The sequence below is a fragment of the Paramagnetospirillum magnetotacticum MS-1 genome, from assembly GCF_000829825.1.
Classification (GTDB): Bacteria; Pseudomonadota; Alphaproteobacteria; order Rhodospirillales; family Magnetospirillaceae; genus Phaeospirillum; species Phaeospirillum magnetotacticum.
The window spans coordinates 73,402-95,144 of record NZ_JXSL01000035.1 but is presented as its reverse complement, the minus strand read 5'-3'; the positions used below and the strand labels follow the sequence as shown (position 1 = coordinate 95,144).

Genomic DNA, 21,743 nt, shown 5'->3' with positions numbered 1-21,743 from the left:
GGGTTGGGAGGATATCATGATCACAAGCACCGTGACTGGATCGAAAATCGCTGCCGCAAGTGCTCCAGGCTTGGGCAAAGCCGCCATCCTGATCTTGAGCGCCAGCATGGGTGTCGGTGTCTTGATCGGCTTGTCACTGGTGACCGCTGCGGGCGGTTTCTATGTCTGCCGCAAGTTGTCCGGTGCGGCTGAACCCATCACATAATGTTGCACTCGTTCCATATCTAGGATGCAGCGGTGTCCCATGGATGAGGAAGAACTGGCGTGGCTTGCATCAAAAGTCGTGATCGCATGGTCGCGCAGGAATGGGATTTTCGGCGATAAGCTCTTCGATTTGAATGAGGACATTACGCAGTCGATGCGTGCCATTCTCGGCCAAAACCCTGCGAAACTCGCCGCAGTTCGTGGCAGCCGTACACTCAGTGAAATCGGATGCCGGAAATCACTGCCCTCCCTCGTTCATCTGTTCTTTTGCGATTCCTGCGGAAAGATTTTCCGCAACATGGCATCAGAACTTCACCACAAGCGGTACTGTTCCTCTAGAGATGGGCAGCACCGTCAATTAGGATAAGATGATTTTCAGCGTCCTCCCTCTGTCCCTTGCTCACTGCTTTGTGGCAGTCTGGTCGATCCGGGTAATGATTTCTACCCACCGCATCCAGTCGTCGAGATTGTTTTCAAACTCGATCAAAAGGGCAACGGAGCGACTACCATCACGACGGATTTCCTGAAATTTATTCACCCCCAGAACCACATCCATATTCGGGCAGATAATCTTGGTGACGGCCTTGACCTCGGCTCCATGAGTTTCGAATTTGACACCGTGCATGGAAAGATTGATGGCAGCCGTTTCCCGCTTCTCACCATCAGCACTGATCCATTGAATTTCCATGGCTCCGGAAGGCACAGCAACACGCAATGAAAACCGTCGCTCGACCTTGACAGCTTCGCTTTCCGCGATAAGAAGTTTCCGCCGTAATTTCTCCGCGTCATCAAGGGCGCCTTTGACCTTGGCGTCTATGTACTGGGAGGCAAGGTCCACCGGAACGGCTGGTTCGGCCTTGGCAGCCGCTCGTCGCCGGTAGACGATCAAAGCTCCAATAACTCCGCCCAACAACACAAGAAAAATCCCCCATATGGGTGACTGACTGGCTTGCGTATCCGCAGGAGCTACGGGCTGGGGCGCAACCGGCTCAGCCACCCTTGTTTCGATGGGGGGAGATAGCGGCTTTGGGGCGGGTTGCTCCCTCGGCTGAACCTTCGCAGCGATCTCGGGAATTGTGGTCAAGGCGACTGCCGCCCGGTGCTCATGGTCGTCAGGTAGAGCCTCTTTGACGATAGCACTGGAATGCTGCTGCAAGGCCGTCATGGCCTTCTGCAATTGCTCGACCGGGTTTTCCTGAACAGCCACCCGCATGGGCAGATATTGGGCTCCCGCCGCCTTGGCCCAGGTCTTCAGATAGTATGATGTCCCCGACAAATCCCAGATGATCAGTCGATCCCCGATCAGCTTCGCGATGCCGGGCATCTGGCCTTCGATCAGATCGATATTGCGGGCGTGGTACAAAGCACCGAGCTTTTCAAATCGCTTGCGTTTAGAGACCCCGGCATCCTTCATCTGTTGATACTGACGGTTCAGATCGTCATAGCGGGGGTCCGCTTGAACCTCCTTGCTGAGATAGCCGAGCTTGGCATCCCAAATCTCAGGCTCACCATCGGATATGATCACGGCCAGTTTCGTCGAAGGCTTCGCGTAATTCAGCAGATAGCGAAAGGGCATCTCCAAATCCGTCGCCTTGCCGACCGTTTCAATGCCGTCAATGGCCCGGTTCACGGCATTGATGTCGGTGGTGGTGTCGCGATCGATGGCGAGGTGGCGGTACAGGGCTTCGTCGAACCCGACGATTTCGATCTTATACGGATTGTCGAAGGTCTTCAGGAAGGTAAGCAGCCAGGCCTTGGAGGCGAGTTTTGGATCATGCTTTCCAACCGATCCCGATTGATCGAACAGGATGATAATGTCCGGTTGCTCTTGGGCTGAAGCTGGACGAACCGGGCCAAGAACAACACTGACAATCAGGGCGGCAGCCAGAATGATGCGAGCAAGCATGTCCGCCTCCCGTCTATTCGAGGTTGGACAGAATGGTCGAACGCTTCTCCGCAAGGAAGTCCTTGATCTCGGTCTCGGCCATGAGCTTCCGCTCCGAGGCGAAGGTCGAGAAATATTCATGGATGCTGTCGAATTCGGCTGTAACTTTCTCGATCAGCTGACGCCGCAAGTCAGTGACCTCGGTCTGATAGCTGCTCTCGAACCGTTCCTGAAGCCGCGATTTCTCGGACTCCGTCCACGCCATGATCTTGGACAGTGCCAATTCCTTCTGTGCGGCGACGGCCTCTTCCATCTCGGCTACTTTTTCCCGGCGGCGCTCGTCGATATCCCGATCCAGTTCGGCCATCTCAGCCTCAATCTCACGCTGCCGAGCCAAGAGATTGGTGATGCTCTCATCGAGAGCGTCCTTGGTCCGAGTGAGATCGGCAACGTCGGCGGATAGTTCATCCACATGCAATTTCTTACGGTCGGCGTCGGCCTGAAGGTCAGAGACGACATCGGCCAGCTTCCGCCCACTCTCGCGAAGCTCGCTAACACGAGCCTCAACTGCATTTTTGGCCGTGACAGCAGCATTGATTTCGTCTTGCTCGGCAGCCAGCTTCTCGCCTTTACGGGCATCCACTCCCTGCTCAAATTCACGGATAGAGGCGAGAAGCGTATCTTCTCTTGCGGCAAGCGCATTCACCCGAAGCTGAAGCTCGGCCTTCTGCCGGGTCAGTTTCCCAGCGTCATCGATACCCTGAAAATTTATTGAACGGCTATCTTTGGGGGCTGGCTTTGTTTTGTTGCGATCAGCCAGTTTAGACACGCCAACCATGACGGCCAAAAATCCACATGCTGACAGAGCGATAAGAAGTATCGGCATAATCCCCCCCCAAATGGGCAACGGCCATAATCGCTTAGACTAGCACATCCGGTATTACCGCCCATGCCAAAAGCCGATAGCCCCCAACAGGGTTGGTAAATGACGGTTTGTGGCACAACCCCCCGGTCGCTCAAGATATGAATCTCGCCTACCCCATCCACCGCGACCGGATCTGCGCCAGCGCCGGGCGGGCGGCGGGAGCTGTGCTCGGCATGACCGGCGCCCCCCGTGTCGGCAGCATCGCCATCGCCGCCGCCTCGTCGTTGAGCCGCAGCCCCATGGCCACCAGCCCATGCAGTGCGGCTGTGGCGTAGACGAAGGTGTCCAGCGCCTCGTTGCGCTCGCCGTCCCGCTTCGGCTGCCACGAGCGGATGGGGCGGCCCCGGTCGTAGCGGGTGACGACCCGCTCGGCGGTGAGCTGGCGGAAGTAGTCGGCATCCATCCGGCGGGGGAAATGGACGGCGCCGGGGCCGGGTTCGGTCAGGCGCAGGCGGGCGTAGAGGGCGTCCTTGACGGCATCGACGCCGACGATGAACAGCGGCACCTTGCCGCGCACACGGGTGGGGCGGCGCGGCCAGACCGGGATGCCGGCGCCGCCACGGCCCTTGATCGCCCAGATGCGCCGGGCCAGCCGGGTGCGGCAGAACTCGTATGCCGCCTTGGTGTGGTGGCCGCCGGTGTCGATGCAGGCGGCGCGGATGGGCAGGTCGGCGACAGATTTGGGATGGGCGAAGGTGGTTGCGAGATAGGAATCGAGATCGGCCCAGACGCGCGGGCCGGAGGGATCGCCCCACAGCACGCGATAGTCCACCACCCAGGTTTCCTCGTCGGCGCCCCAGGCGACCACTTGCACCTCCAGCCGGTCGCCCTGGACATCGACGCCAGCGGTCAGCACGGTGGCCGCCTCGGGCAAGCGGTCGCCCCAATCCTCGCGCCGGGCCATCAGCGGATCGGCGGGCACGGTATCGCCGGCCTGGTCTTCCCAGGATTCGCCCAGCTTGGTGTTCACCCAGACCTGCAAGCGGGGCGGATCGGATTTGACGCGGCCATGCTCGGTGGCGATCTCGGCCCAGGTCTCCCATGGGCTGTACAGCGCCGACAGGTGGAAGCCGGCGGTGCGGCCATCGCCCGCCGTCGTGGCCCGCCATTCGCCTGCCGCCAGCAGGGCGGGCTTGTCGTGCTCGTGGTGGATGCCACCGCAGGATTCGCAGATCAGGAACGCCTGATCGCGGCGGCCCTCGGGCCAGCGGATGCGCGCCCAGGTGATCGGGGCCATGTCGCCGCAATGCAGGCAGGGGACATGGAAGGTGCGCTGGTCGGAGTCCAGGAATGCCGCCTCGATGCGGGAATGGCCCTTCAGGGTCGGCGTCGAGACCATGTAGATTCGGCGCCGGCCCCGGAAGGTGGCGGTGCGCTGGATGGCGAGATCGACGGGATCGCCTTCGCCATCCGCATCGCCGGGATAGCCGTCCACCTCGTCGAGGAAAAGGTAGCGCACCGGGGTGGAGCGCAGGCCAGCGGCGGAATTGGCCCCGGTCATCACCAGTTGGCCGCCGGGGAAGGATTTGCGGAACAGGCTGTTGCCGGCATCGCGCGACCGGGCGGGCGAGACCAGTTCGCGCAGGGCCGGGGTGGTCTCTATCAGCGGATCGATGCGCACGGTGGTGTTGCGGCGGACCATGTCCAGCGAGGGCTGCACCAGCATGGTGATGCCGGGCGCATTGTGGATGATGTAGCCCAGCCAGTTGAGGCCGGCCTCGGTGCCGCCGGTCTGGGCGCCCTTCATCAGCACCACCCGCTCGAACGGGCTGGCGGTGGAGAGCGCATCCATCACGTCCTTGAGATAGGGCGTGCGGCCGGTGCGCCAGCGGCCCGGCTCGGCGGAAGTAGGCGGCAGCACCCGGTGGCGGTCGGCCCATTCGGACACCGGGATGGGCGGCTCCGGGCGGATGCCCCGACGCCAGGCCCGATCCACCACCGCCAGGGCGGTTTCACCCTGCATCGCGCAGGCTCCACACTGGGGTGTCGGACAGATGCTCCAGGTGCTCGCGCATGAACCGGTCGAGCGCCGCGAAGGTCGCCTGGGGATCGGCGCCGGTTTCGGCGGCCAGCAGCGGCGCGGTGCGGCTGACCCAGGCCATGTGGGCATCGCGTTCGGCCTTGGCGCGGGAGAACACCGCCGCCGCCGCTTCCTTGGCGTCGATCACCTGGCCGCGTTCCTTGTCGTAGGCGAGGCGGGCGCGTTGCACCTGCACCACCATGTACATGCGCCGGGCCTCGGCCAGCGACAGGGTGCCGGTGGCGACCGGTGCCGGGGTGCCGCCCTTGTTGCGCCGGGCGGGGTCGAGATTGCTTTCCATCCAGGCCAGCCCCTCGGCGATGGCAATGGTGCCGTCGGGCTGGACCGGCAGGCCGTCGGCGACCAGCTGCGAGATACGGCCCTTGGTGAGGCCGACGCGGGCGGCGAACTCGGTCTTGGTCTCGACGGTGTTTAGTTTAGTCATTGTGCGGCCCCAGGCTGGCAAGGTCGTGCGCTGAGGCTCCCCGCATAGGGAAAGGCCCAGGAGGAACCGTGCCTTCCGGGCTGGTGGAGGACGTTCCTTCGTTCGACCTCAAAGACAGTATAGCCTGGGCGGCGGACCAGTTCATTGGGAACGATTTGTAGAGATTGTGAGGGGATGCGTTGCTTGAGACGGGGTGGTGAAACGCCATCCTCCTGCCCTGATCCGGGAAGGGGGGTAGCGAAACGTGCCCCCCCTTCAGGTCGTGGGTGGAATGCGGGCCGTGTGTCGCACCAGTGTCGCATGAATGACGCACCTGTGACGGCTAACCCTTTGAAAGTGTTGCAATGACGCACCAAGCCCCTAACCATCGCGTATGCGTGCGCGTGTGCGCACATAGGAAAGTTCTGTTGGGGTAAGTGCGTCATTGCAACACTTTCAAGGGCTTACGGTTCATGGAAGCGTCATTCATGCGACATTGCTGCGTCACCAGCCGGTGTGGCCGGTGAGAACCATGCCGAAGAAGAACCGCCCCTGGCCGGTGCGGCGGTACTCGACGCCGGTGGTGTTGGCGGTGATGCGCTGGACGAAGCCGTTGATGGAGGGCAGGGTGCGGTCGGAGAAACCCTCGGCGATGGCCCATTCGCGGAAGCGCTCGAAAGCGTGGCGGGTGGCGACGCGGGCTTCTGGGTTGTACAGCGGGCGGACTTCGACCTGCTCGGACAGCCAGGCCAGGACGGGATCGGCGCCGAACAGCCAATCGTTCATGGCGGTGCGGCTGGATTGCGGCAGGGTGAAGCCCTTGTTGCGGATCAGGCGTGCCGCTCCCGCCACCGCCCAGGCCAGCAGCAGGTCGGGCTCTTCCTCGCCGATGCGCCGACCGATGGCCTCAATGCGCTCCTCGGTCGGAATGACGCGGTTGAATGAGACCACCTGAAGGCGGCGCTGGACACCGCGATCCATGCCGCCCTGGAACACCGGCAGGGTGTTGGTGGCGAACAGGTGCTGGGCGACCGGGCGAAATTCGATGCGGGACTTGTATACATCGCGGCCCTGCACCGGCTCGCCGGTGATGATAGCCTTGAATGTGTCGGAGGCGATGGCGGTGGACGAGGATAGCTCGTCGGCGGCATTGAGCAGTTTGCCGACCAGCCCGACGATGTGGCGTTCGTCTCCCATGCGACCGGCGGTGACCGAGGAAATGGCGTTGGCGGGTAGCAGGCTGCGGATGAGGTCGAGGATCTGGCTTTTGCCGTTCTCGGCGGTTTCGCCCTTCAGGATGATGGCGCGGGGTTGGCGAAGCTTGGTAGCGTAGCCCAGGGCGGCGGAGCCTGCCACCTCGGCCAGCAGATCGACCTTCTGGGCGGCATCATCGTCGGCTTTGAACACTCCGTCCAGCAGGCGGGCCAGCAGCGATCCTGCGGTGGGGTGGGCTTCGGCGCCGGGCAGCCATTGGCCGGGCAGGGTGTGGCGGCTGCGGTGGTCCTGATGGTGTGGCTCCAGAACCGGCAGGCCCTCGCCCATGAAGCGGATGAAGCCGGAGGCACAGTTGATTCCGATTGGGGCGCGGGCGAAGAAATCCTCTTCCGCCATCATGGCCGCCATTTCATGGAGAACGGAATCGACGCGGAACTTGGATAGCTTGACGTTGGACGGTTCACCAGCCGGGGTCATGAATTCGGCACCGTCATAGACATGGACGACGCGGCGCAGTTCCGGTTCGGGGATCGGGTGCCAGCAAGTGCGCTCGTAGCGCCAGAAGGCTCCCTCGGTGTGGATGATGTCGCCGAAGGCCCTCTCCAGGTCGCCGCGAACGCGCCGGGCGATCTCGATGTCGGAACCGATGTTGACGACGACGATGCGGTTGGTGTGGGCGTTGGGCTGATTGAGGGTGGCCAGGCGGTCGAGGGGATCAGTGAGCATGGTGAGCCTCCCGACGGTCGATTTCCTTGCGGGCGATGCTGCGCACGGTGGCCGACACCTCGTCATCGTCCAGGGGCGGGTTACAATGGGCGCGGTTCCAGCACAGCATCAGGTCGAGGACGGCGAACGGATCGACGCGATTGCGCAGCAGGTGGCCGGTCAGGCTGGCCAGGGCGGTGTTGCGGGTGCCCTCGGCATGGGTGGCGCCGACATGGCCCCGCCAGTCGGTACGCTCCTGGGGCGCGTCCTTGGCTGCCGGCTTGCGGCGGGACAGGCGTTGCATCAGCCACTCGGGCGGCGGTGCCAGCAGCACGTCGTTGGGGTGGTGATCGACCGAGATGGCGTAGGCGCGTCGAGAGATGTGGCGGGACGGCGGAGCGACAATGTATCCGCCATCGCCGCGCACGTCCAGGCCGGGGCCGAGCAGCCCGGCGCTGTTGGCCACCGTGCCGCCGGGGTGGCGGAACAGGATATGTTCGCCACCGCCGCCGGTCAGGAAGCGCCACGTCGGCGGCAGGGGGCCGTGTTCGGCCTCCAGGCCCGCCAGGGTGGTATCGCCATCGTGGCGGGGATCGACATCCAAAGCGATGATGCCGCTGATGGTTCCGGTGGCGATGCCGATGTTGAGCGATCTGCCATCGAACCACCGCTGGACTGTCTCCGGGTCGCGGCTGGAATCCTTGAGGCCGTTCTTCGCCAACTGCCCGAAGGGATGTTTGGCGGGCTGGCGGCAGGTCGCCTTGCCGCAGGAACATTGCAGGCTGCCCTCCCGCTCGAACGGGAAATGCAGCGGCAGGACGGCGAGGCCCAGCGACAGGTACAGGTGGGCGTGGTGGAGGGTGTTTCCCATGCTCAACCCTCCACGGCCCAAACGATGAAGGCATCCTGTTTTTGGCTTACGGGATTGTCGCTGCGAATGCGGAAGCGGACGTCGGTGAAATAGACCAGGGGGCGCAAGCCACGCGGGTCCAGATGGTCTCCAACCTGCTGGTGCAACAGATTGTCCAGCACGGTGCGCAGGCGCTCCAGGCTGGCCAGCGCCGCCACGGCCTCGCGGTGGGCAGAGCTGTCGTCGGGGGCATAGCGGGTGACGATCAGGATTTGCTCCTGGGCGTCCTTGATGCTGTTGCCGATGTCGACGTGGTCATCGGCGGCGATCAGAATATCCCACGGCAGCATCACACCACCTCCTGATTGATGATCCACTGGCGCAGGGTGGATTTGCGGGCCGCGACCTGAAACCCCAGGCGGAACGAAGGCAGGCGGCATTTGGCGCGGCCCATCAGGTAGTAGACGCGGCGGGTGAAGCGATCCTCGTCCGAGCCGAAGATGTGGCGGGCGATCTGGGCCGCGCCGATCAGCAGATCGTCGGCCAGGGCGTCGGGGGCGGGGGCGCTCATTATTTGCGGCCTCCGGCGCGGGGCGCGGACGCCTTGCGCTCGACTTGGCGCTCACGGTCCAGCAGCCAGGTGCGGATGCTGTCAATACGGTACATGACGCGCTGGCCGACCACCGTATAGGGCGGGGACTGGCGAAGCTGGCGGTCGCGCTGGGCGGTGCGCACCGAGATGCCGCGCTGGCGGCAGTATTCGTCCTCGTCAATGTAGCCGAGGAAGATGTTGGTTTCCGTCGGGGTGGGGGAGGTCTCCGTCATGGTCGATTCCTTTCATGCCAAGCGGCGCAAGGCCGCGTCGGCATTCCAGATATCGACCGGAACACTTCCCCGACATTGGTGAGGGAATCTCCTTCTCTAGTGAGCGGTCGGGGCTCAGTAGTCAGGCACTTGGAACAGGTGCGCGATATTCCATGGCAGCCCGCAGAAGCACGCCGTCCAGCGGGGCCGCCTTGCGGGGGGAGTTCGGCCAGGGACGATATTCGGGAAACGTCCAGGTTTCGTCATGGGGGAGGAGTGGTTGTCCCTTGGTCCGAGGCGGCTGGTAACGCAGGCCGAATTCCAAATATGCTTCCGCTTCGGACAGGAACAGGAGGAATTCCTCGTTCAATTCCTCCTCGATCAGAACTGCGGATTCCTCCGGCGATTTGCCCATCATCATCGCTTCGAGGAACAGGTCGAACAACGCGGCGCAGAAATGGGCCACCGGCTTATAGGTCTTCCAGGCCCGCCGCAGATCATGGCTGTTGCGGGGCACCATGGGGAGGTGGACCCGCTCAAGGATGAACACCGCCTTGTTGATGCTTGCACCGCCGGGAAGGTCGCGGTGGTGGGTGGCCATGCGACGCACCAGGGCCAAGATCAGCCCGGCGGCAAACCAGTCGCCCAGGCGGCTTCCCATATCCGCCGTAAACGCCTCGAACCCTGGGGCCGCCGCGACGGTGCGGTATCCCCCAGCTTCGGCGAACCATTCCCCAAGCTGTTCTACATTGGCATACCAATCCTCGGCGTGCTCGATGGCCTCGATTGTGTCCTCCCAGCTTTCCCCGGAAGCGGGGTCGGGGAGGTTGGCTCCGGCTTCCTCCAGTTCCGCCAGATGCATCGACATCACCGTGGCCATGTACTGGCGGCGGCGGGCCTCCTCGGCGGGCCATGCCATCACCGTGCGGACCATCAATTGCGCACGGTACAGGGCGCCGGGGCCGAGCAGCATGCCATAGTCGAGAATAGGCATAGTGTTCTCACTTTGTTTCCGTGCGGGCAGTATGCTTTTTCTCTCCCGCCATGTCGATGGTTTTGCCGACATGGTCGGCGGCAGCCCGCAGCGGTTCGTCGTAGAGGTGGGCGTAGCGCTGGGTGGTCTGCACCTGGGTGTGGCCCAGCATGGCGCCGATGATCGGCAGCGACGCACCACCGCTGACCAGCAGCGAGGCGAAGGAATGGCGCAGGTCATGGATGCGGGCGCCGGTGATGTCGGCCGCCTTGCACACAGCCGCCCAGGACCGTTTGACGTCGGTCAGCGGCTGGTCGCCGCCCTTGCCGGGGAAGACGTATGGCCCTTCGGCGGTTTCCCTGATCCGCTTCAGCAGCGTCAGGGCATTGGCCGAGACCGGCACCCGGTGTTCCTTCCGCTGCTTGGTGTGGGCGCTGGGCTTGGTCCACACCCCGGCATCCAGGTCGAACATCTCCCAGGTGGCCCCCAGCACCTCGCTCTTGCGGGCGCCGGTCAGCATCAGCATGCGGATGGCATCGGCCGACACCGGCTCGTGGTGGGCCGTCAGCGCCGCCGAGAGCCGGGACAGTTCCTCGGGCGACAGGTAGCGCTGGCGCTTCTCTTCCGGGTTGCGCAACTGGCCCGAGGCGGGATTCTTCTCGATCCATTCCCAGCGGATCGCCAGATTGAAGGCGCGGCGCACAACCTCGATGACGCGGTTGGCCCGTACCGGCGTGCCGCGACTCACTGTGATGTCGCGGTGCAGGGCCTCGATATCGGTGTGGGTGACGTCGCCCACCTTGTGCTTGCCCAGGGTGGGCAGCACCAGTTTTTCCCACATCATGGTTTCGTCGGCCTGGGAGCGGGCGGCCTTGCGCGGCAGGTGGTCGCGCTTGTAGCGGTCCCACAGGTCGCGCATGGTGGGGGCGGCGCGGTCGGCATGGCGCTCGCCCATGGGGTCGTTGCCCAGGTCCACTTCCCGCTTCAGGTTGCCGGCCTCGGTGCGGGCGGCGGCCACCGACCAGTCGGGATAGCTGCCGATGGTGATGCGTCGCTGGCGACCGCCGATGCGGTAATCCAGGATGAAGGACTTGGCGCCGCGATTGGTGACGCGCAGGCCGAATCCCTTCACGTCGGCGTCCCAGAAGAAGACCTGGGGCCGGTCGCCCGCGCTGACCCGTTTGGCGATGGCGTCGGTGATGCGTTCTGACATGGCGCTATTCCTGTCAACACTGTGTCAACACACCGTATGGTGCCGTTTGACGTGACATTGCGTCGATTTACAGAGGACATCAACAGAAAAGCGCGGAAATGCAGGGGTTACAGGACGAACACGAAAAATATGTCAACGGATCAAGGTGCTAGATATAGGGCTTTCTATGGCTCATAACCTGAAGGTCGCAGGTTCAAATCCTGCCCCCGCAACCAGTCCAAAAAGCCTGCAATCCCAACGGATTGCAGGCTTTTTCTTTGGGCATTCGAATGGGGCAAATATCATGCTCTGCTCCAAATTTGCTCCATTGGGATTGGCTTTGCAGTTTTCATGATCTGTTCCAATTTGGTCCTATCGACTTCTTGCGGCCTCCGATGCCATCCTTTTGGCACGGAGATTTTTCATGGCGGATTTTATCAAGCGCGTTGGAACAAACGGGAAGGTCAGCTGGCAGGCCAGGGTCCGCCGCAAGGGTTTCCCGGATATGTTTAAGACATTTCGGACCAAGGTCGAGGCTCAAAAGTGGGCCGCGGTAACGGAGTCCGAGATGGCCCGTCACGTCTTCACCGATCGCAGTTTAGCCGAGCGCACCACTCTGGGCGACGCCCTCGAGGTCTATCGGGACGAGGTGACGGTGGAGAAGGCCGGCCATCAGGAAGGCTACGTGATCAAGGCTTGGCTCAAGCATCCCTTGGCTGCACCATTGCCGTAGCTGTTGTAGGGGGGCATGTCGGGCCGTCTTAGCCAAGACCCGAACATCCCCCCATATCCGGCATCAGGGAATTCTGCCCCCCATTTGCGCAAAGTGATGGCCGGGTCAACGTCGTCCAGAAGAGCCTCGAGCACCGCCATGGTGCAGACGGTGTCGTCCGTGAAGAACGAATCAGCAGTGAAAAGCGGGAATGCCTTGCTCTTGTGGTTCTCGAACTCGTAGATCGAGCCGATGATGTCGCCTGCAATTGCCCCGTACATGATCGGCCTCCCTTAAAATTGGTTTGCATCATGATTTAATTCGAGGCCCGAACCGTACTAGCGCCCCATGACAGATTCGGACATCATTATCGAAACGCCGTCCGGAAATTTCCGTCAATGCGCTACAACAGAACCGAGACTCTCCTCCAGTTGGCGCTGGAACTGTCCGCATCCCATAGCGGTCTGTCCCTGACCGACATCGAGCAAATGTTCGGGGTCGGTCGCCGGACGGCCCAGCGGATGCGAGATGCAATCGAGCGCGTATTTCCGCAGCTTGAAGAAGTGCCTCAACCTGATCGGACCAAACGTTGGAGACTGCCAAACAGGGTGTTGGGCCGGGTCAGCGATCTGAACATTGACGACATCATGGCGATGGAAACGGCAGCTGAAATTCTTGAGCGTGACAATCGCCCGGACGCGGCTGCCTCAGTAAGGAGAGCAGGGGCGAAGGTTCGGGCATCGCTGCGCCCAGACGATGCGCGCAGAATAGAGCCCGATCTTGAAGCATTGATGCAGGCAGAAGGGATTGCGATGCGTCCTGGGCCACGTCCCAAGGTCCGCCCCGAACTCGTTGAGACGCTAAGGCACGCCATCATGGGATGCCGCGAGATACGGGTTCAGTATCGGCGACGGTATTCGACCAACGAGCATTCTCGGGTCGTCCAACCCTATGGCCTTCTCTATGGGCAGCGGCATTACCTTCTGGCGTTCGTGCCCGAGGAGAACGAGGTCCGTAGCTATAGCTTCCCGAACATCATCGGAGTGGAGGAGACGGGGAATTCGTTTGTTCGTGATCCCGCTTTCTCGCTGACGGAGTACGCCGCCCGATCATTCGGCCTATACCAAGAGGAGCCGTATGAGGTGATGTGGAGGTTCTCCCCAGATGCGGCAACTGACGCCAAAGAATTCCTGTTTCACCCAAGCCAGACCCATGAATCGCAGCCTGACGGAAGTCTGATCGTGCGGTTCAAAGCTGGCGGCCTGCTGGAAATGGCGTGGCACTTATATCAGTGGGGAGATGCCGTGGAGGTGTTAGAGCCGGAGAAATTGAGAGCCATCCACGAACGGAGTAAAGTGTCCTGGGTCGCCCGACCCTGAGTTGGGCGATAGTGACGCCGCGCGTACCCCGCAGCCTCAATCCCGTGGGCCGACGACTGCGCATCCTCTTCGCAAAATTGCCCGTATTCTTGGGTGGTTAATAGTCAAGCGAACAAGTCCGCCCGGCCATGATAGCGATCTACAAGTAGATCGCGCGCTCAATGGCGTACTGGCGTTAGAACGTACCGACAATGGTGGCTAGGCCACATAGCGCTCGACACGCATTCATCTCAGCCCTTCAACCATAAGGCATTCAGGTTGGGTTGGTCTTCAAACTGATGGGACATGAGAACGCATCTGTCACACTCGGCCATTACACTCAGACGGCCAGAGTAAGTGAACAGCCTGTGGCAACGACGGACAGGCCCTACGGGGCAAGGTGACCATATCTGACATCTCACGCGGAGATACTGCCTGGATGATGCGGGTGGGCCCCGTTCCGAAAACCGATGGCAGAATTAAGAGGCAAGAGATGGTCACCGCATTGAGAATCAGTCGCCGGTCCTTGCTTCAGGGCGCCGCAGCCTCTCTCGCAGTCACATCTCTAGTCGGCCGTCCAGGGGGCGCCATGGCTTCCCCGCCTCGCCCCGTATTTCCACTGCATACCCCCAAAGTCAAGGTCATCGGGGTCGGTGGTGCCGGAATCAGCGCCGTCAACACCATGATCGCATCTCGCATGGAAGGCGTCGATTTTATCGCCGCCGACATCGATTATCATTCACTGCACCAAAGCCGCACCGAGCAGCGTGTCCAACTGGGGAAACAAGTTCCCCCAGGGTTTTTCTGCGGCTCCAGGCCCAACTGGGGCCGTATCGCCGCTAAGGAAAGTCTGGGGGAAATCCTTTCCCAAATCCAGGGCACGGACATGCTGTTTATCATCGCCGGTATGGGAGGATGCACCGGAGCGGGTGTCGCTCCGGTCATTGCCCGGGCGGCCCGTGAGCAAGGCGTCCTCACGGTGGGCTTGGTGACTACGCCCTTTTTCTTCGAGGGCACTCACCGCATGCGTACCGCCAAAGGTGCGATCGACGAACTTCAGAAGCACGTCAACACCCTGATCATCATCCCCAACCAGAACCTGTTCCGCGTCGCCACCGAGCGCACCACCTTCGCCGACGCCTTCAAGTTGGTGGACGACGAACTTTATTCCAGTGTGCGAGGTGTCACCAACCTGGCGACCAATCTGGACTTCTCCAACATTCGTACGGTGATGGGTGAAATGAGCAACGCCGTGATAGGTGCCGGTGAGGCCGAGGGCGACAAGCGCCCGCATGATGCCGCTTTGGCGGCCATCTGCAACCCGCTGCTCGACTCTACTACCCTTAAGGAAGAGCGCTTGCTTATCAACGTTGCTGGCGGCGCGGACATGACGTTGTTCGAGGTGGACGACGCCGTCACCTGCATCCGTGACCTTATGCCCCCCGAGGCCAGAATCACCGTCGGCTCCACCTTCGACAATAAGCTCAAAGGCAAGATGCGGGTCACGGTGTTGGCTGCTGGTGAACTTCTAGACACCGGACTCCGTCACAGCGGTGGACCCGGTTCAACACAGTCCATCGCAGCACCATCTTGGCGTCCATCCAACGTTTGAGGTAGCGACCGCGAGTGCATTTCACAATTTTGATGATTCTGTCCAGTGACCGACGCGGTTCGGCCGACCAAACACGTGGGGCGGAGTTATTCTCAAGGAGCGAACATGGGCGTCACTATAGAGTTCATAACCATCATTGTTCGCAAGGACGCTATCGCGTTCAAATATCCGGGCGGCCTTCCAGCCTTTGAATATGACTTTTGTGGCGGACCGTATCGAGCCGACAGCCATCTTGCCGCCTTCGGGCATATGGGGCCGCAGGATGTTGAGGCGAGCCTATCTGATCTTGAATCCCTTGGGATGGAACTTGTGTCCGATGGGGAGTGGAAAGACGTCGCCGTCGTTGACCAGTTTTTTGGTCTTACTCGGCCTTGCCCCTGGCTTGAATTCGAAGATGGCGCAGCGCATCTGGCTGGAGTTCCAAGGGAACCAATCCGGCATTATGCAGATGCCCCTTCACCAGCAGACCCTTCCATAACTGACCGCCGAAGCGGTGTGCTGCTGGGATTGGCAGCGGGCGACAAGATCGGCGGGCCTCGGGCAATGGCTTTGGAATTGGCCTTTTCGCTGAACGAATTCGACGGGCTCTACAACACCGATGTGAAGAGGCGATATCTCGCATGGTGGCGGGCCGAAGGGTACGACACGGGACAAGTATTTGACGCAGTGATGATGAAGGTGGACGCGGGGGTGCCTTGGGACGACGCTGTTACATGCGTGGATCGAGAATTGGGTGGCATGACCGGGGGGTGTAATCCTGCCCACCGAGCTGCCCCACTTGCGATGGCACGCATTTCGACCGATGGCTTGGTGATTGAAGCGCACCGCGAAGCTTCCTTCACCCATAAATCTGAAATCGCAGCCTCGGTCTCCGCCTTCGTGGTGGTGCTGTGTCGGTTATCCAAATAGACAGCGAGGTCTGCTTGACTGAGATGGAGGTCTTGGCGGTGCTCACGCAAGGCCCGACGGATCCAACCGGTGGGCGTGGTGGTGCTGATAGTGCTGGTCATGGCGTCATCCTCCCTCAAAATCGTTCCTGGGCGGCCCAGGCGAGCGCCTCAACGGCATCTTCACGCAGGCCGTCGTCGTCGATAGACAAACCGAGCTCGTTCTCACGAGACCACGGGATGGAGACGGCGGTGGGCTTGGGGGAGAATCTAGCCACCAGCGCAGTCTCGGAGCGGGCGTCGCTATCATCCGGTTCGCCCAGCGGGACAAGCCGTGCCAGTCGACCGCAGTGGAGATACATTCCGGCGGCCGCCAGCTCCTGGAGTGCCTGGCTGAGGCGGCCGCGCTCAATCGATCCGTCGGCGCCCGACCGGTGCCAAGCTCGAAGGGCAGATCTGACCAGATCGTAAGCGCGGTTGGCGGCCTGGCAATTATCCATGTCGGCCGGCACAAAGTTGGCATCATCGAGGTCCAGGCGACGCGCCTTCCGCAGGGAAAACTCCAGCCAGGTAATGGCATCGATGGACGAGTCAATTGTGCACATTGGCAGGACAAAATTGGACAGTCGGTGCCGGTCTTGCTCCATGCGGTCGCGGTCGATCTCGACGCCCTTGTTATTGAGCAGGGTTCGGACCAGATCGAGTGGATCGATTCCAAGGGGGTTGGAGATGGTGAGAGTCGTCTCCCATGTGACGATGTGCCCATCTTCGAGCCGGCGCAGCGTCTTATCTACGGCGCTTGTTTTGGCATTGGGTCCTGAGAGCGCAGCGATGCGGTCAGCAAGGCCATTGATGGTCAGGGCTTCACCCGTTTGGCGTTGGAAGGCTGCCAGCACTGCGGCGATGCATCCCTTGCTGCCATAGACGGCATTTTGGGAAAAGTTGCCCTTACCGTCCTTGGAACGGACGATCTGGAAATTCGGGCCTCGGTCCTTCTCGCGTCCAGCCTCCGGGATCAGCGAGTCCATGAAGGCGATGTCGGGGCGGATGCGGCCGTGCCAAATGTCGGTCTTGGGTTCGAGCAGGGTGGTGAGAATAGCCATTGGATAAACCTCCGAAGGGGGTGGGTCGTTGGTGGAGGGGATCCTATGTCCGGACCTGGCCGAGGTGTTCGACACCTTGTAAGCGATTTCTGACACTGGCGTGAGGGTGGTGCAAGATGCGCGGTGATAGCGGCAAAATGGCACACGGTTATCCCTCGGCCAGGGTTTACCGGCAGCCCTGGGCTGGATGCTGGTGGATGCCGGTGGCCGAGCTGGCGGGGGATTTGCGGAAGATGGCTGCGGCACAGCAACACAGGCTGGCAGCGTGAACCGTATGGCGTAATTCACATATCTAGCGACATAATATGAATTTTCACGACCTAAGAAGATAATTCACTTCGCCACGGTTGCGTTTTTCACGCAACGCCGCCATATTTATAATAATTCACCGCTGTGGAGGATAATTCATATGGCATCGCCAGCGAACCACTCTCTTCGCGCCCAGCCGCCGAGTGAAACGTCGCTGGTTGGGTATGCGGCCTTGGTGGATTTCGTCTTGCGCGTCCGCCCTGATCTCCCATGCCCACCTCCTGTCTATGGGCATAGCTGTCTTCATCACCGAATGGTCAACCCAGCCGACAGGGCATCGCTGTCCGATGGCGTTGAGTGGCGCGTTTTCGGCGCGCGCACCGCCATCGGCGCCGGGGAGCCCTGGGATCATATTGAGTTTGCCCTCAAGCATGAAGGGGTTGACCTTTTGACTCTGAAGAGGACATTTCAGGTCCTCGGTCCGCAACGCTGTCGCGATGCCATCGCCACCAGAAGCGCAGCTGGGATTCACACCAGACGGGCATGGTTCCTGTGCGAGTGGCTGATGAATCACCGACTCGACCTTCCAGACCTGCCTTCTACGGCCGGCGGTTACATCGACGCCCTCGATCCGGACGATTACCTGGTTGGCAAGACACAGGGTGCACCATCGACTCGCCATCGAGTGCGTAACAACATGCCTGGGGTGCCAGGCTTCTGTCCGCTGACGCGGCGGAGGTCCGAGGCCAAGCGAGCAGCAGAGGCGTCAACTGATACGCTCCTGCTGGCCGATGATGCACAGGCCTACCGGCAGCGCATTGGCGCGATCGTGGCGAGCCACGATCCAACCATGGTTCGGCGCGCCGCGGCGTTCCTTTTGCTAAAGGACAGCCAGTCCTCCTGGGCCATCGAAAGCGAGACGGCGCCACGTGATCGCCTTGAGCGATGGGGGCGGGCCATGGTTGCGGCTTGCCACAAGCCCATCAGCCTCGATGTCATGGTCCGTCTTCAGGAAGAGGTTCTGGCTGATGCTCGCTTCGTGCGCCAAGGATTACGTGATGACGGTGTGTTCGTCGGCGGGCGAGGGAAGAATGGAGAGCCGATACCTGATCATATTGGCGCCAAAGCTGCCGACGTGTCGGCACTGATGACCGACATCGTCGCGGCGTCGGAGGTCATGCTGAAAAATGGTGTGCCACCCGCTGCCGTCGCGTCGGCCATCGCCTTCGGTATGGTTTACGTGCATCCATTTCAGGATGGCAATGGTCGCGTTCATCGCGCCCTGATCCATCAGGCGCTAGCCCATTCTCAGGCGGTGCCGTTGGATATGCCGGTCCCCATCACTTCGCGCATTTTGGCGAACCTCGATCGCTACCGGCAAGTTCTTGAGTGTCATTCGAGTGTCATTCTGCCTCACATTTCATGGCGGCCAACAATCGACGGCAATGTCGATGTCCTCAACGACACGGCGGATCTCTACCGCTATTTCGACGCTACGCCTCATGCCAGCTTCCTTGATGACTGTCTCAAGGAGGCAATCGAGTGCGACTTACCCAATGAGATCGACTGGCTGACCCGCTACGACGCCGCAGCGAAAAGGATTGCCGCGGGAATCGACGGCATTCCGTCGCGTCTGATCGACACTCTGATTGGCGTCATTCTCAACAACGAAGGCGCCCTTGGTCGCGGCAAACGCAAGAAGTTGGTCCCCGAAATGACGGATGAGGAGGTGACCTTCCTCGAAGAGGTTGTCGCCGAGGAGTTCGACATTTCTCCGCGAGAGGAACATCCGGAAGAGGACACCGAAAATATGCTGACATCCGCTCCCTGATGCACGGTTTCTTTCCGGGTGCAGGGTTAGCCCTCTCGTCGTCATCATCGCCGATGGCCTCGGGATTGGCCACAGCGACGAAGCGGCAGCCATGGGCTGGATGCTGGTGGATGCCGGTGGCGGAGCTGACAGGTGATCTGAGAAGGATGGCGGGCGAGGGGAGGACGGCCGCATGAGTTAAACGTCGTCTGCGGATGGAACTGGCAGGGGAGGGGGCCGGAAGCTTAACGGCAGTGTCGTATGTAGATAGGGGGCAATTTAATCTATTTTATAATAAATAGCTTCTCGTTTGATAGTTCCGATATTATATCTAGCTTCACCATTCCGTCGTCATCAGATTCGCCATTATGTGTAAACCACTGGCCGTTCATTAGCACAAGGTCTTTGGTGACGTTGCTAGAAATTACATTCAGCATCTCCATGCCGTAGACTGCAATTTCCTCATCAATTATATACTCATACTGTGATGGTGTCGTATCTCCATCAATCGGTGTTGTGTCGAAGTGCTCTTTCGTAATGCCGTCTACGTTCCACCAGTGTTGCGAAATCTCAGTAAGACATTTTTCTTTGTCGAACGCTCCAACAATCCACCCGCTCACCATAAAGTTCTGCTTTGATCCCGTCCCATTAATATCGATGTTTTTGAATTTATCAGCATTATAGCAGCACATGCCGTATTCACCGCCGCCGATCCTCCGGACTGTAATTTTCCTTAACTCATATCTGCTGAATGGTTGCCTATCCTTTATCAGCTGCCTGCTACTCTTGTACATGGTTGACGACTCCTGGATCTTGGCCATTTGCAACCTTCCCAGCTGTAAGGACGGCGGGCGAGGGGAGGGGGCTGCGTGATACTCTTGGCGCAAAACGCACCGCCAGCCATTTTCAGCGATATAATGCAGCGTAAGCATACTTATTGAATTCGAAAATGTACTCGTCACTGAGGCTGTCGCGTCAGCACCAGCAAGCCCCCGCCAGCAATGACGGGGTTTTGCTTTTCCGGTCTGATTGACTCTTGCCTCGGCCGCGGGCTATCTTTCGGACGTTGACGCGTGTGGATGTCGCTTCGGGCGTTGTGATGCTGGCCTTCGGGCATTTATCCCACACGGTCAACAACAAGCCCCCGGCTTCGGCTGGGGGTTTTGCTTTTGGGCCTGATTGACGGTAACCGCAGAGGGGGCTATCGTCGTCGCTGGCGCCAAAGGGAATAAGACCTCTCCCTGCATGTCGGTCGGGCGTGACGTTGCACCGACAGGGCGCTACGGAGTCGAGATGAACCACTACACCGGACGAACAGCCTGATTCCCATTTGGCCGTGAGCAGTAATCGCTCAGGCAACGGGGCTGGCGTAGCTCAATCTGGTAGAGCAGCCGCATTGTAGGCGGACGGTTGCGGGTTCAACTCCTGTCGCCAGCACCAATTCACAGGTAGAACCATGACAGACGACACAATGCGGGCAATGCATAACGGTCTGGTGTCTGGCGGATTGGCCACCGTGATCTCCCTGATTGGCGATCATATCCAGCGAAACTCAAGCCCTGATGGCCAAGGCCACGTTTACAACTACTTCTTCGCCCTCGGCAAGAAGACACGGCGGCTATGTCGTCGGCTATGGCAGGGCGTCACGGCATAGCAAAAGCCCCACCAGATCACGATTATATCCACGTGGTATCAAGGCAGCCGGTAGATCTGAGCTGGTGCCCCATCCGCCTTGTGAGAAGGCACCAGCTCGGCTCTGAACCGCTCGGCTGCGTCGGCATCCTCGAAGTAGATGGTCAGCAGTTCAGCTTGTTTAACCGGCAGAATGCGGGTGAAGGTCGTCAGCTTGGATCGCGCCAGACCCTCGGCAATCTCATCCTCCTTGCCCTCAGTGCGGAGCTGAACCGAGGTCGTCGCCCATAACGGCGACGCGCCTACTTCGTTCTTGATCGCCGCAATCATGGAGGCTCCATGATCGGCCGAGGGCTTCCTGCGGCCATACCAGAGGCCATGCGGGCCACAACAGCCTTCCTCTCCGCAGCCGCCGCCATAAACGATGTTCTCGAACATCTTGAGTGCCACCGCCTCAGCGGCGAGGAACCGTTCGGAATCTCGGTCATCGCCCGGCTCGTCGCCATCAACGAACGAGCTACATAGATCTCCGCCGCCATACAGGATTCGTTCATTGCGGAGCACCGCCCTAACCTTTGCGGTCGTGTCCACAGCTTCCGGTGCTTCGGCTACACAGCGGATCAGCACGCGCAGCATCTCCAACACCAGACGGATTTCCGGGATATTTGCGTCCGGGACGGTATTGTACTCGTACATTTCAATGCACCCTGTGACTGCCGCCAGCCGGGATACCCTTATTGGGGGTGGCCGATGCGCTCAAAGCCGCACCAAGGCTTGGTTTCATAGCCATTTTTCACCTCTACAGATATTCAATGTGACTGTGTGCCAAACCAGCTCGCAAACATGAAAAACGCGACCAAAATAGTGGTGAAATTAAAAGGTCTTCTAGTTTTGACTGACTGCAGGCGTCGCCAAAGCAATACAATAATGGCAGCAAGAGTCGTGTAGCCCAAGCCAGTGCCAATTGATTCGGCCACGGTTAAATCAATTGCACCATATGGCTTTATTACTAATAAATTCAGAAGCATTGCGTAAATTGTACATACGGCAAACACCTTCATAAGGTATGAAAACTCTTCACTTTTATAGAATTTTCGCTCTTTGCCCTGCTCCATTTGCGCACCTATGATCTATTTGCGACAGCATCAACGCGCTTCTTGATCCACTTCCACAGCTCGGCAAT

General features: G+C 60.3%; 23 protein-coding genes and 1 tRNA gene. 8 read left to right on the top strand and 16 right to left on the bottom strand.

The annotated features are described in order from the left end of the window. Positions 1–16 precede the first annotated feature (16 nt). Both CCC_RS20700 and CCC_RS22310 read left to right on the top strand, forming a co-directional pair. A complete protein-coding gene (locus CCC_RS20700; RefSeq protein ID WP_041042993.1) occupies positions 17–205 on the top strand; it encodes a hypothetical protein in 189 nt (62 codons plus the stop codon). A 39-nt stretch (positions 206–244) separates the two neighbouring features. Further along, positions 245–571: a hypothetical protein gene (locus CCC_RS22310; RefSeq protein WP_152619836.1), complete on the top strand. Its 327-nt coding sequence runs from the start codon at positions 245–247 to the stop codon at positions 569–571. A 33-nt stretch (positions 572–604) separates the two neighbouring features. Here the strand turns inward: CCC_RS22310 and CCC_RS20695 are convergent, their stop codons facing one another. The 11 genes from CCC_RS20695 to CCC_RS20640 form a co-directional block, all read right to left on the bottom strand. Beyond that, positions 605–2,110, bottom strand: a complete 1,506-nt coding sequence (locus CCC_RS20695; protein ID WP_041042991.1) for a VWA domain-containing protein — start codon at positions 2,108–2,110, stop codon at positions 605–607. 13 nt (positions 2,111–2,123) lie between these two features. Next, positions 2,124–2,975: a hypothetical protein gene (locus CCC_RS22305; RefSeq protein ID WP_152619835.1), complete on the bottom strand. Its 852-nt coding sequence runs from the start codon at positions 2,973–2,975 to the stop codon at positions 2,124–2,126. Positions 2,976–3,123: 148 nt separating this feature from the next. Next, positions 3,124–4,977 (bottom strand): phage terminase large subunit family protein, encoded by a 1,854-nt coding sequence (locus CCC_RS20680; protein ID WP_009868898.1) that lies wholly within the window; start codon positions 4,975–4,977, stop codon positions 3,124–3,126. Beyond that, the gene (locus CCC_RS20675; RefSeq protein WP_009868899.1) at positions 4,967–5,479 is read right to left on the bottom strand and encodes a hypothetical protein; all 513 of its coding nucleotides are present in this window, start codon (positions 5,477–5,479) and stop codon (positions 4,967–4,969) included. The genes CCC_RS20680 and CCC_RS20675 overlap by 11 nt, the downstream gene beginning before the upstream one ends. A 483-nt stretch (positions 5,480–5,962) precedes the next feature. Continuing rightward, on the bottom strand, positions 5,963–7,399 hold the full coding sequence (locus tag CCC_RS20670) for a DNA primase family protein (protein WP_009868900.1): 1,437 nt from the start codon (positions 7,397–7,399) through the stop codon (positions 5,963–5,965). Continuing rightward, complete coding sequence (locus CCC_RS20665; protein ID WP_009868901.1) at positions 7,389–8,249, bottom strand: bifunctional DNA primase/polymerase; 861 nt, start codon at positions 8,247–8,249, stop codon at positions 7,389–7,391. The genes CCC_RS20670 and CCC_RS20665 overlap by 11 nt, the downstream gene beginning before the upstream one ends. 2 nt (positions 8,250–8,251) lie before the next feature. After that, positions 8,252–8,578, bottom strand: a complete 327-nt coding sequence (locus CCC_RS20660) for a hypothetical protein (protein WP_009868902.1) — start codon at positions 8,576–8,578, stop codon at positions 8,252–8,254. Beyond that, positions 8,578–8,799: a hypothetical protein gene (locus CCC_RS20655; protein WP_041042988.1), complete on the bottom strand. Its 222-nt coding sequence runs from the start codon at positions 8,797–8,799 to the stop codon at positions 8,578–8,580. Before CCC_RS20655 ends, CCC_RS20660 begins: the two co-directional genes overlap by 1 nt. After that, entirely contained in the window at positions 8,799–9,053 is a 255-nt protein-coding gene (locus CCC_RS20650; protein WP_009868903.1) for a hypothetical protein, read from the bottom strand. The genes CCC_RS20655 and CCC_RS20650 overlap by 1 nt, the downstream gene beginning before the upstream one ends. 121 nt (positions 9,054–9,174) lie before the next feature. Then, positions 9,175–10,026 (bottom strand): hypothetical protein, encoded by an 852-nt coding sequence (locus CCC_RS20645; RefSeq protein WP_009868904.1) that lies wholly within the window; start codon positions 10,024–10,026, stop codon positions 9,175–9,177. Positions 10,027–10,033: 7 nt separating this feature from the next. Continuing rightward, positions 10,034–11,218, bottom strand: coding sequence for a tyrosine-type recombinase/integrase (locus CCC_RS20640; protein ID WP_009868905.1), 1,185 nt, complete (start codon positions 11,216–11,218; stop codon positions 10,034–10,036). 403 nt (positions 11,219–11,621) lie between these two features. Between CCC_RS20640 and CCC_RS22300 the strand changes: the two genes are divergently transcribed. Further along, entirely contained in the window at positions 11,622–11,930 is a 309-nt protein-coding gene (locus tag CCC_RS22300; protein ID WP_152619834.1) for a hypothetical protein, read from the top strand. Here CCC_RS22300 and CCC_RS20635 read toward each other — a convergent pair. Then, positions 11,879–12,190, bottom strand: a complete 312-nt coding sequence (locus CCC_RS20635) for a hypothetical protein (RefSeq protein WP_052473439.1) — start codon at positions 12,188–12,190, stop codon at positions 11,879–11,881. The genes CCC_RS22300 and CCC_RS20635 overlap by 52 nt on opposite strands. A 117-nt stretch (positions 12,191–12,307) precedes the next feature. Here CCC_RS20635 and CCC_RS20630 point away from each other — a divergent pair, with 117 nt between their 5' ends. From CCC_RS20630 to CCC_RS20620, 3 genes are all read left to right on the top strand, one after another. Further along, on the top strand, positions 12,308–13,288 hold the full coding sequence (locus tag CCC_RS20630; RefSeq protein WP_041042985.1) for a helix-turn-helix transcriptional regulator: 981 nt from the start codon (positions 12,308–12,310) through the stop codon (positions 13,286–13,288). A gap of 568 nt (positions 13,289–13,856) precedes the next feature. Then, entirely contained in the window at positions 13,857–14,879 is a 1,023-nt protein-coding gene (locus tag CCC_RS20625; protein WP_052473437.1) for a cell division protein FtsZ, read from the top strand. A 105-nt stretch (positions 14,880–14,984) separates the two neighbouring features. Continuing rightward, positions 14,985–15,788, top strand: a complete 804-nt coding sequence (locus tag CCC_RS20620; RefSeq protein ID WP_041042983.1) for an ADP-ribosylglycohydrolase family protein — start codon at positions 14,985–14,987, stop codon at positions 15,786–15,788. Positions 15,789–15,903: 115 nt separating this feature from the next. Here CCC_RS20620 and CCC_RS20615 read toward each other — a convergent pair whose 3' ends face one another. Continuing rightward, complete coding sequence (locus CCC_RS20615) at positions 15,904–16,869, bottom strand: hypothetical protein (protein ID WP_009868908.1); 966 nt, start codon at positions 16,867–16,869, stop codon at positions 15,904–15,906. 562 nt (positions 16,870–17,431) lie between these two features. Between CCC_RS20615 and CCC_RS20610 the strand changes: the two genes are divergently transcribed. Beyond that, positions 17,432–18,949, top strand: a complete 1,518-nt coding sequence (locus CCC_RS20610) for a Fic family protein (protein WP_052473434.1) — start codon at positions 17,432–17,434, stop codon at positions 18,947–18,949. Positions 18,950–19,212: 263 nt separating this feature from the next. On the opposite strand, the gene CCC_RS20605 is transcribed toward CCC_RS20610, so the two are convergent. Next, a complete protein-coding gene (locus tag CCC_RS20605; protein WP_041042981.1) occupies positions 19,213–19,749 on the bottom strand; it encodes a hypothetical protein in 537 nt (178 codons plus the stop codon). Positions 19,750–20,291: 542 nt separating this feature from the next. Here CCC_RS20605 and CCC_RS20600 point away from each other — a divergent pair. Next, a tRNA-Thr gene (locus CCC_RS20600) sits at positions 20,292–20,368 on the top strand. 252 nt (positions 20,369–20,620) lie between these two features. On the opposite strand, the gene CCC_RS20595 is transcribed toward CCC_RS20600, so the two are convergent. Further along, on the bottom strand, positions 20,621–21,256 hold the full coding sequence (locus tag CCC_RS20595) for a hypothetical protein (RefSeq protein WP_041042979.1): 636 nt from the start codon (positions 21,254–21,256) through the stop codon (positions 20,621–20,623). A 113-nt stretch (positions 21,257–21,369) separates the two neighbouring features. After that, entirely contained in the window at positions 21,370–21,675 is a 306-nt protein-coding gene (locus tag CCC_RS22295; RefSeq protein WP_152619833.1) for a hypothetical protein, read from the bottom strand. Positions 21,676–21,743: the final 68 nt, after the last annotated feature.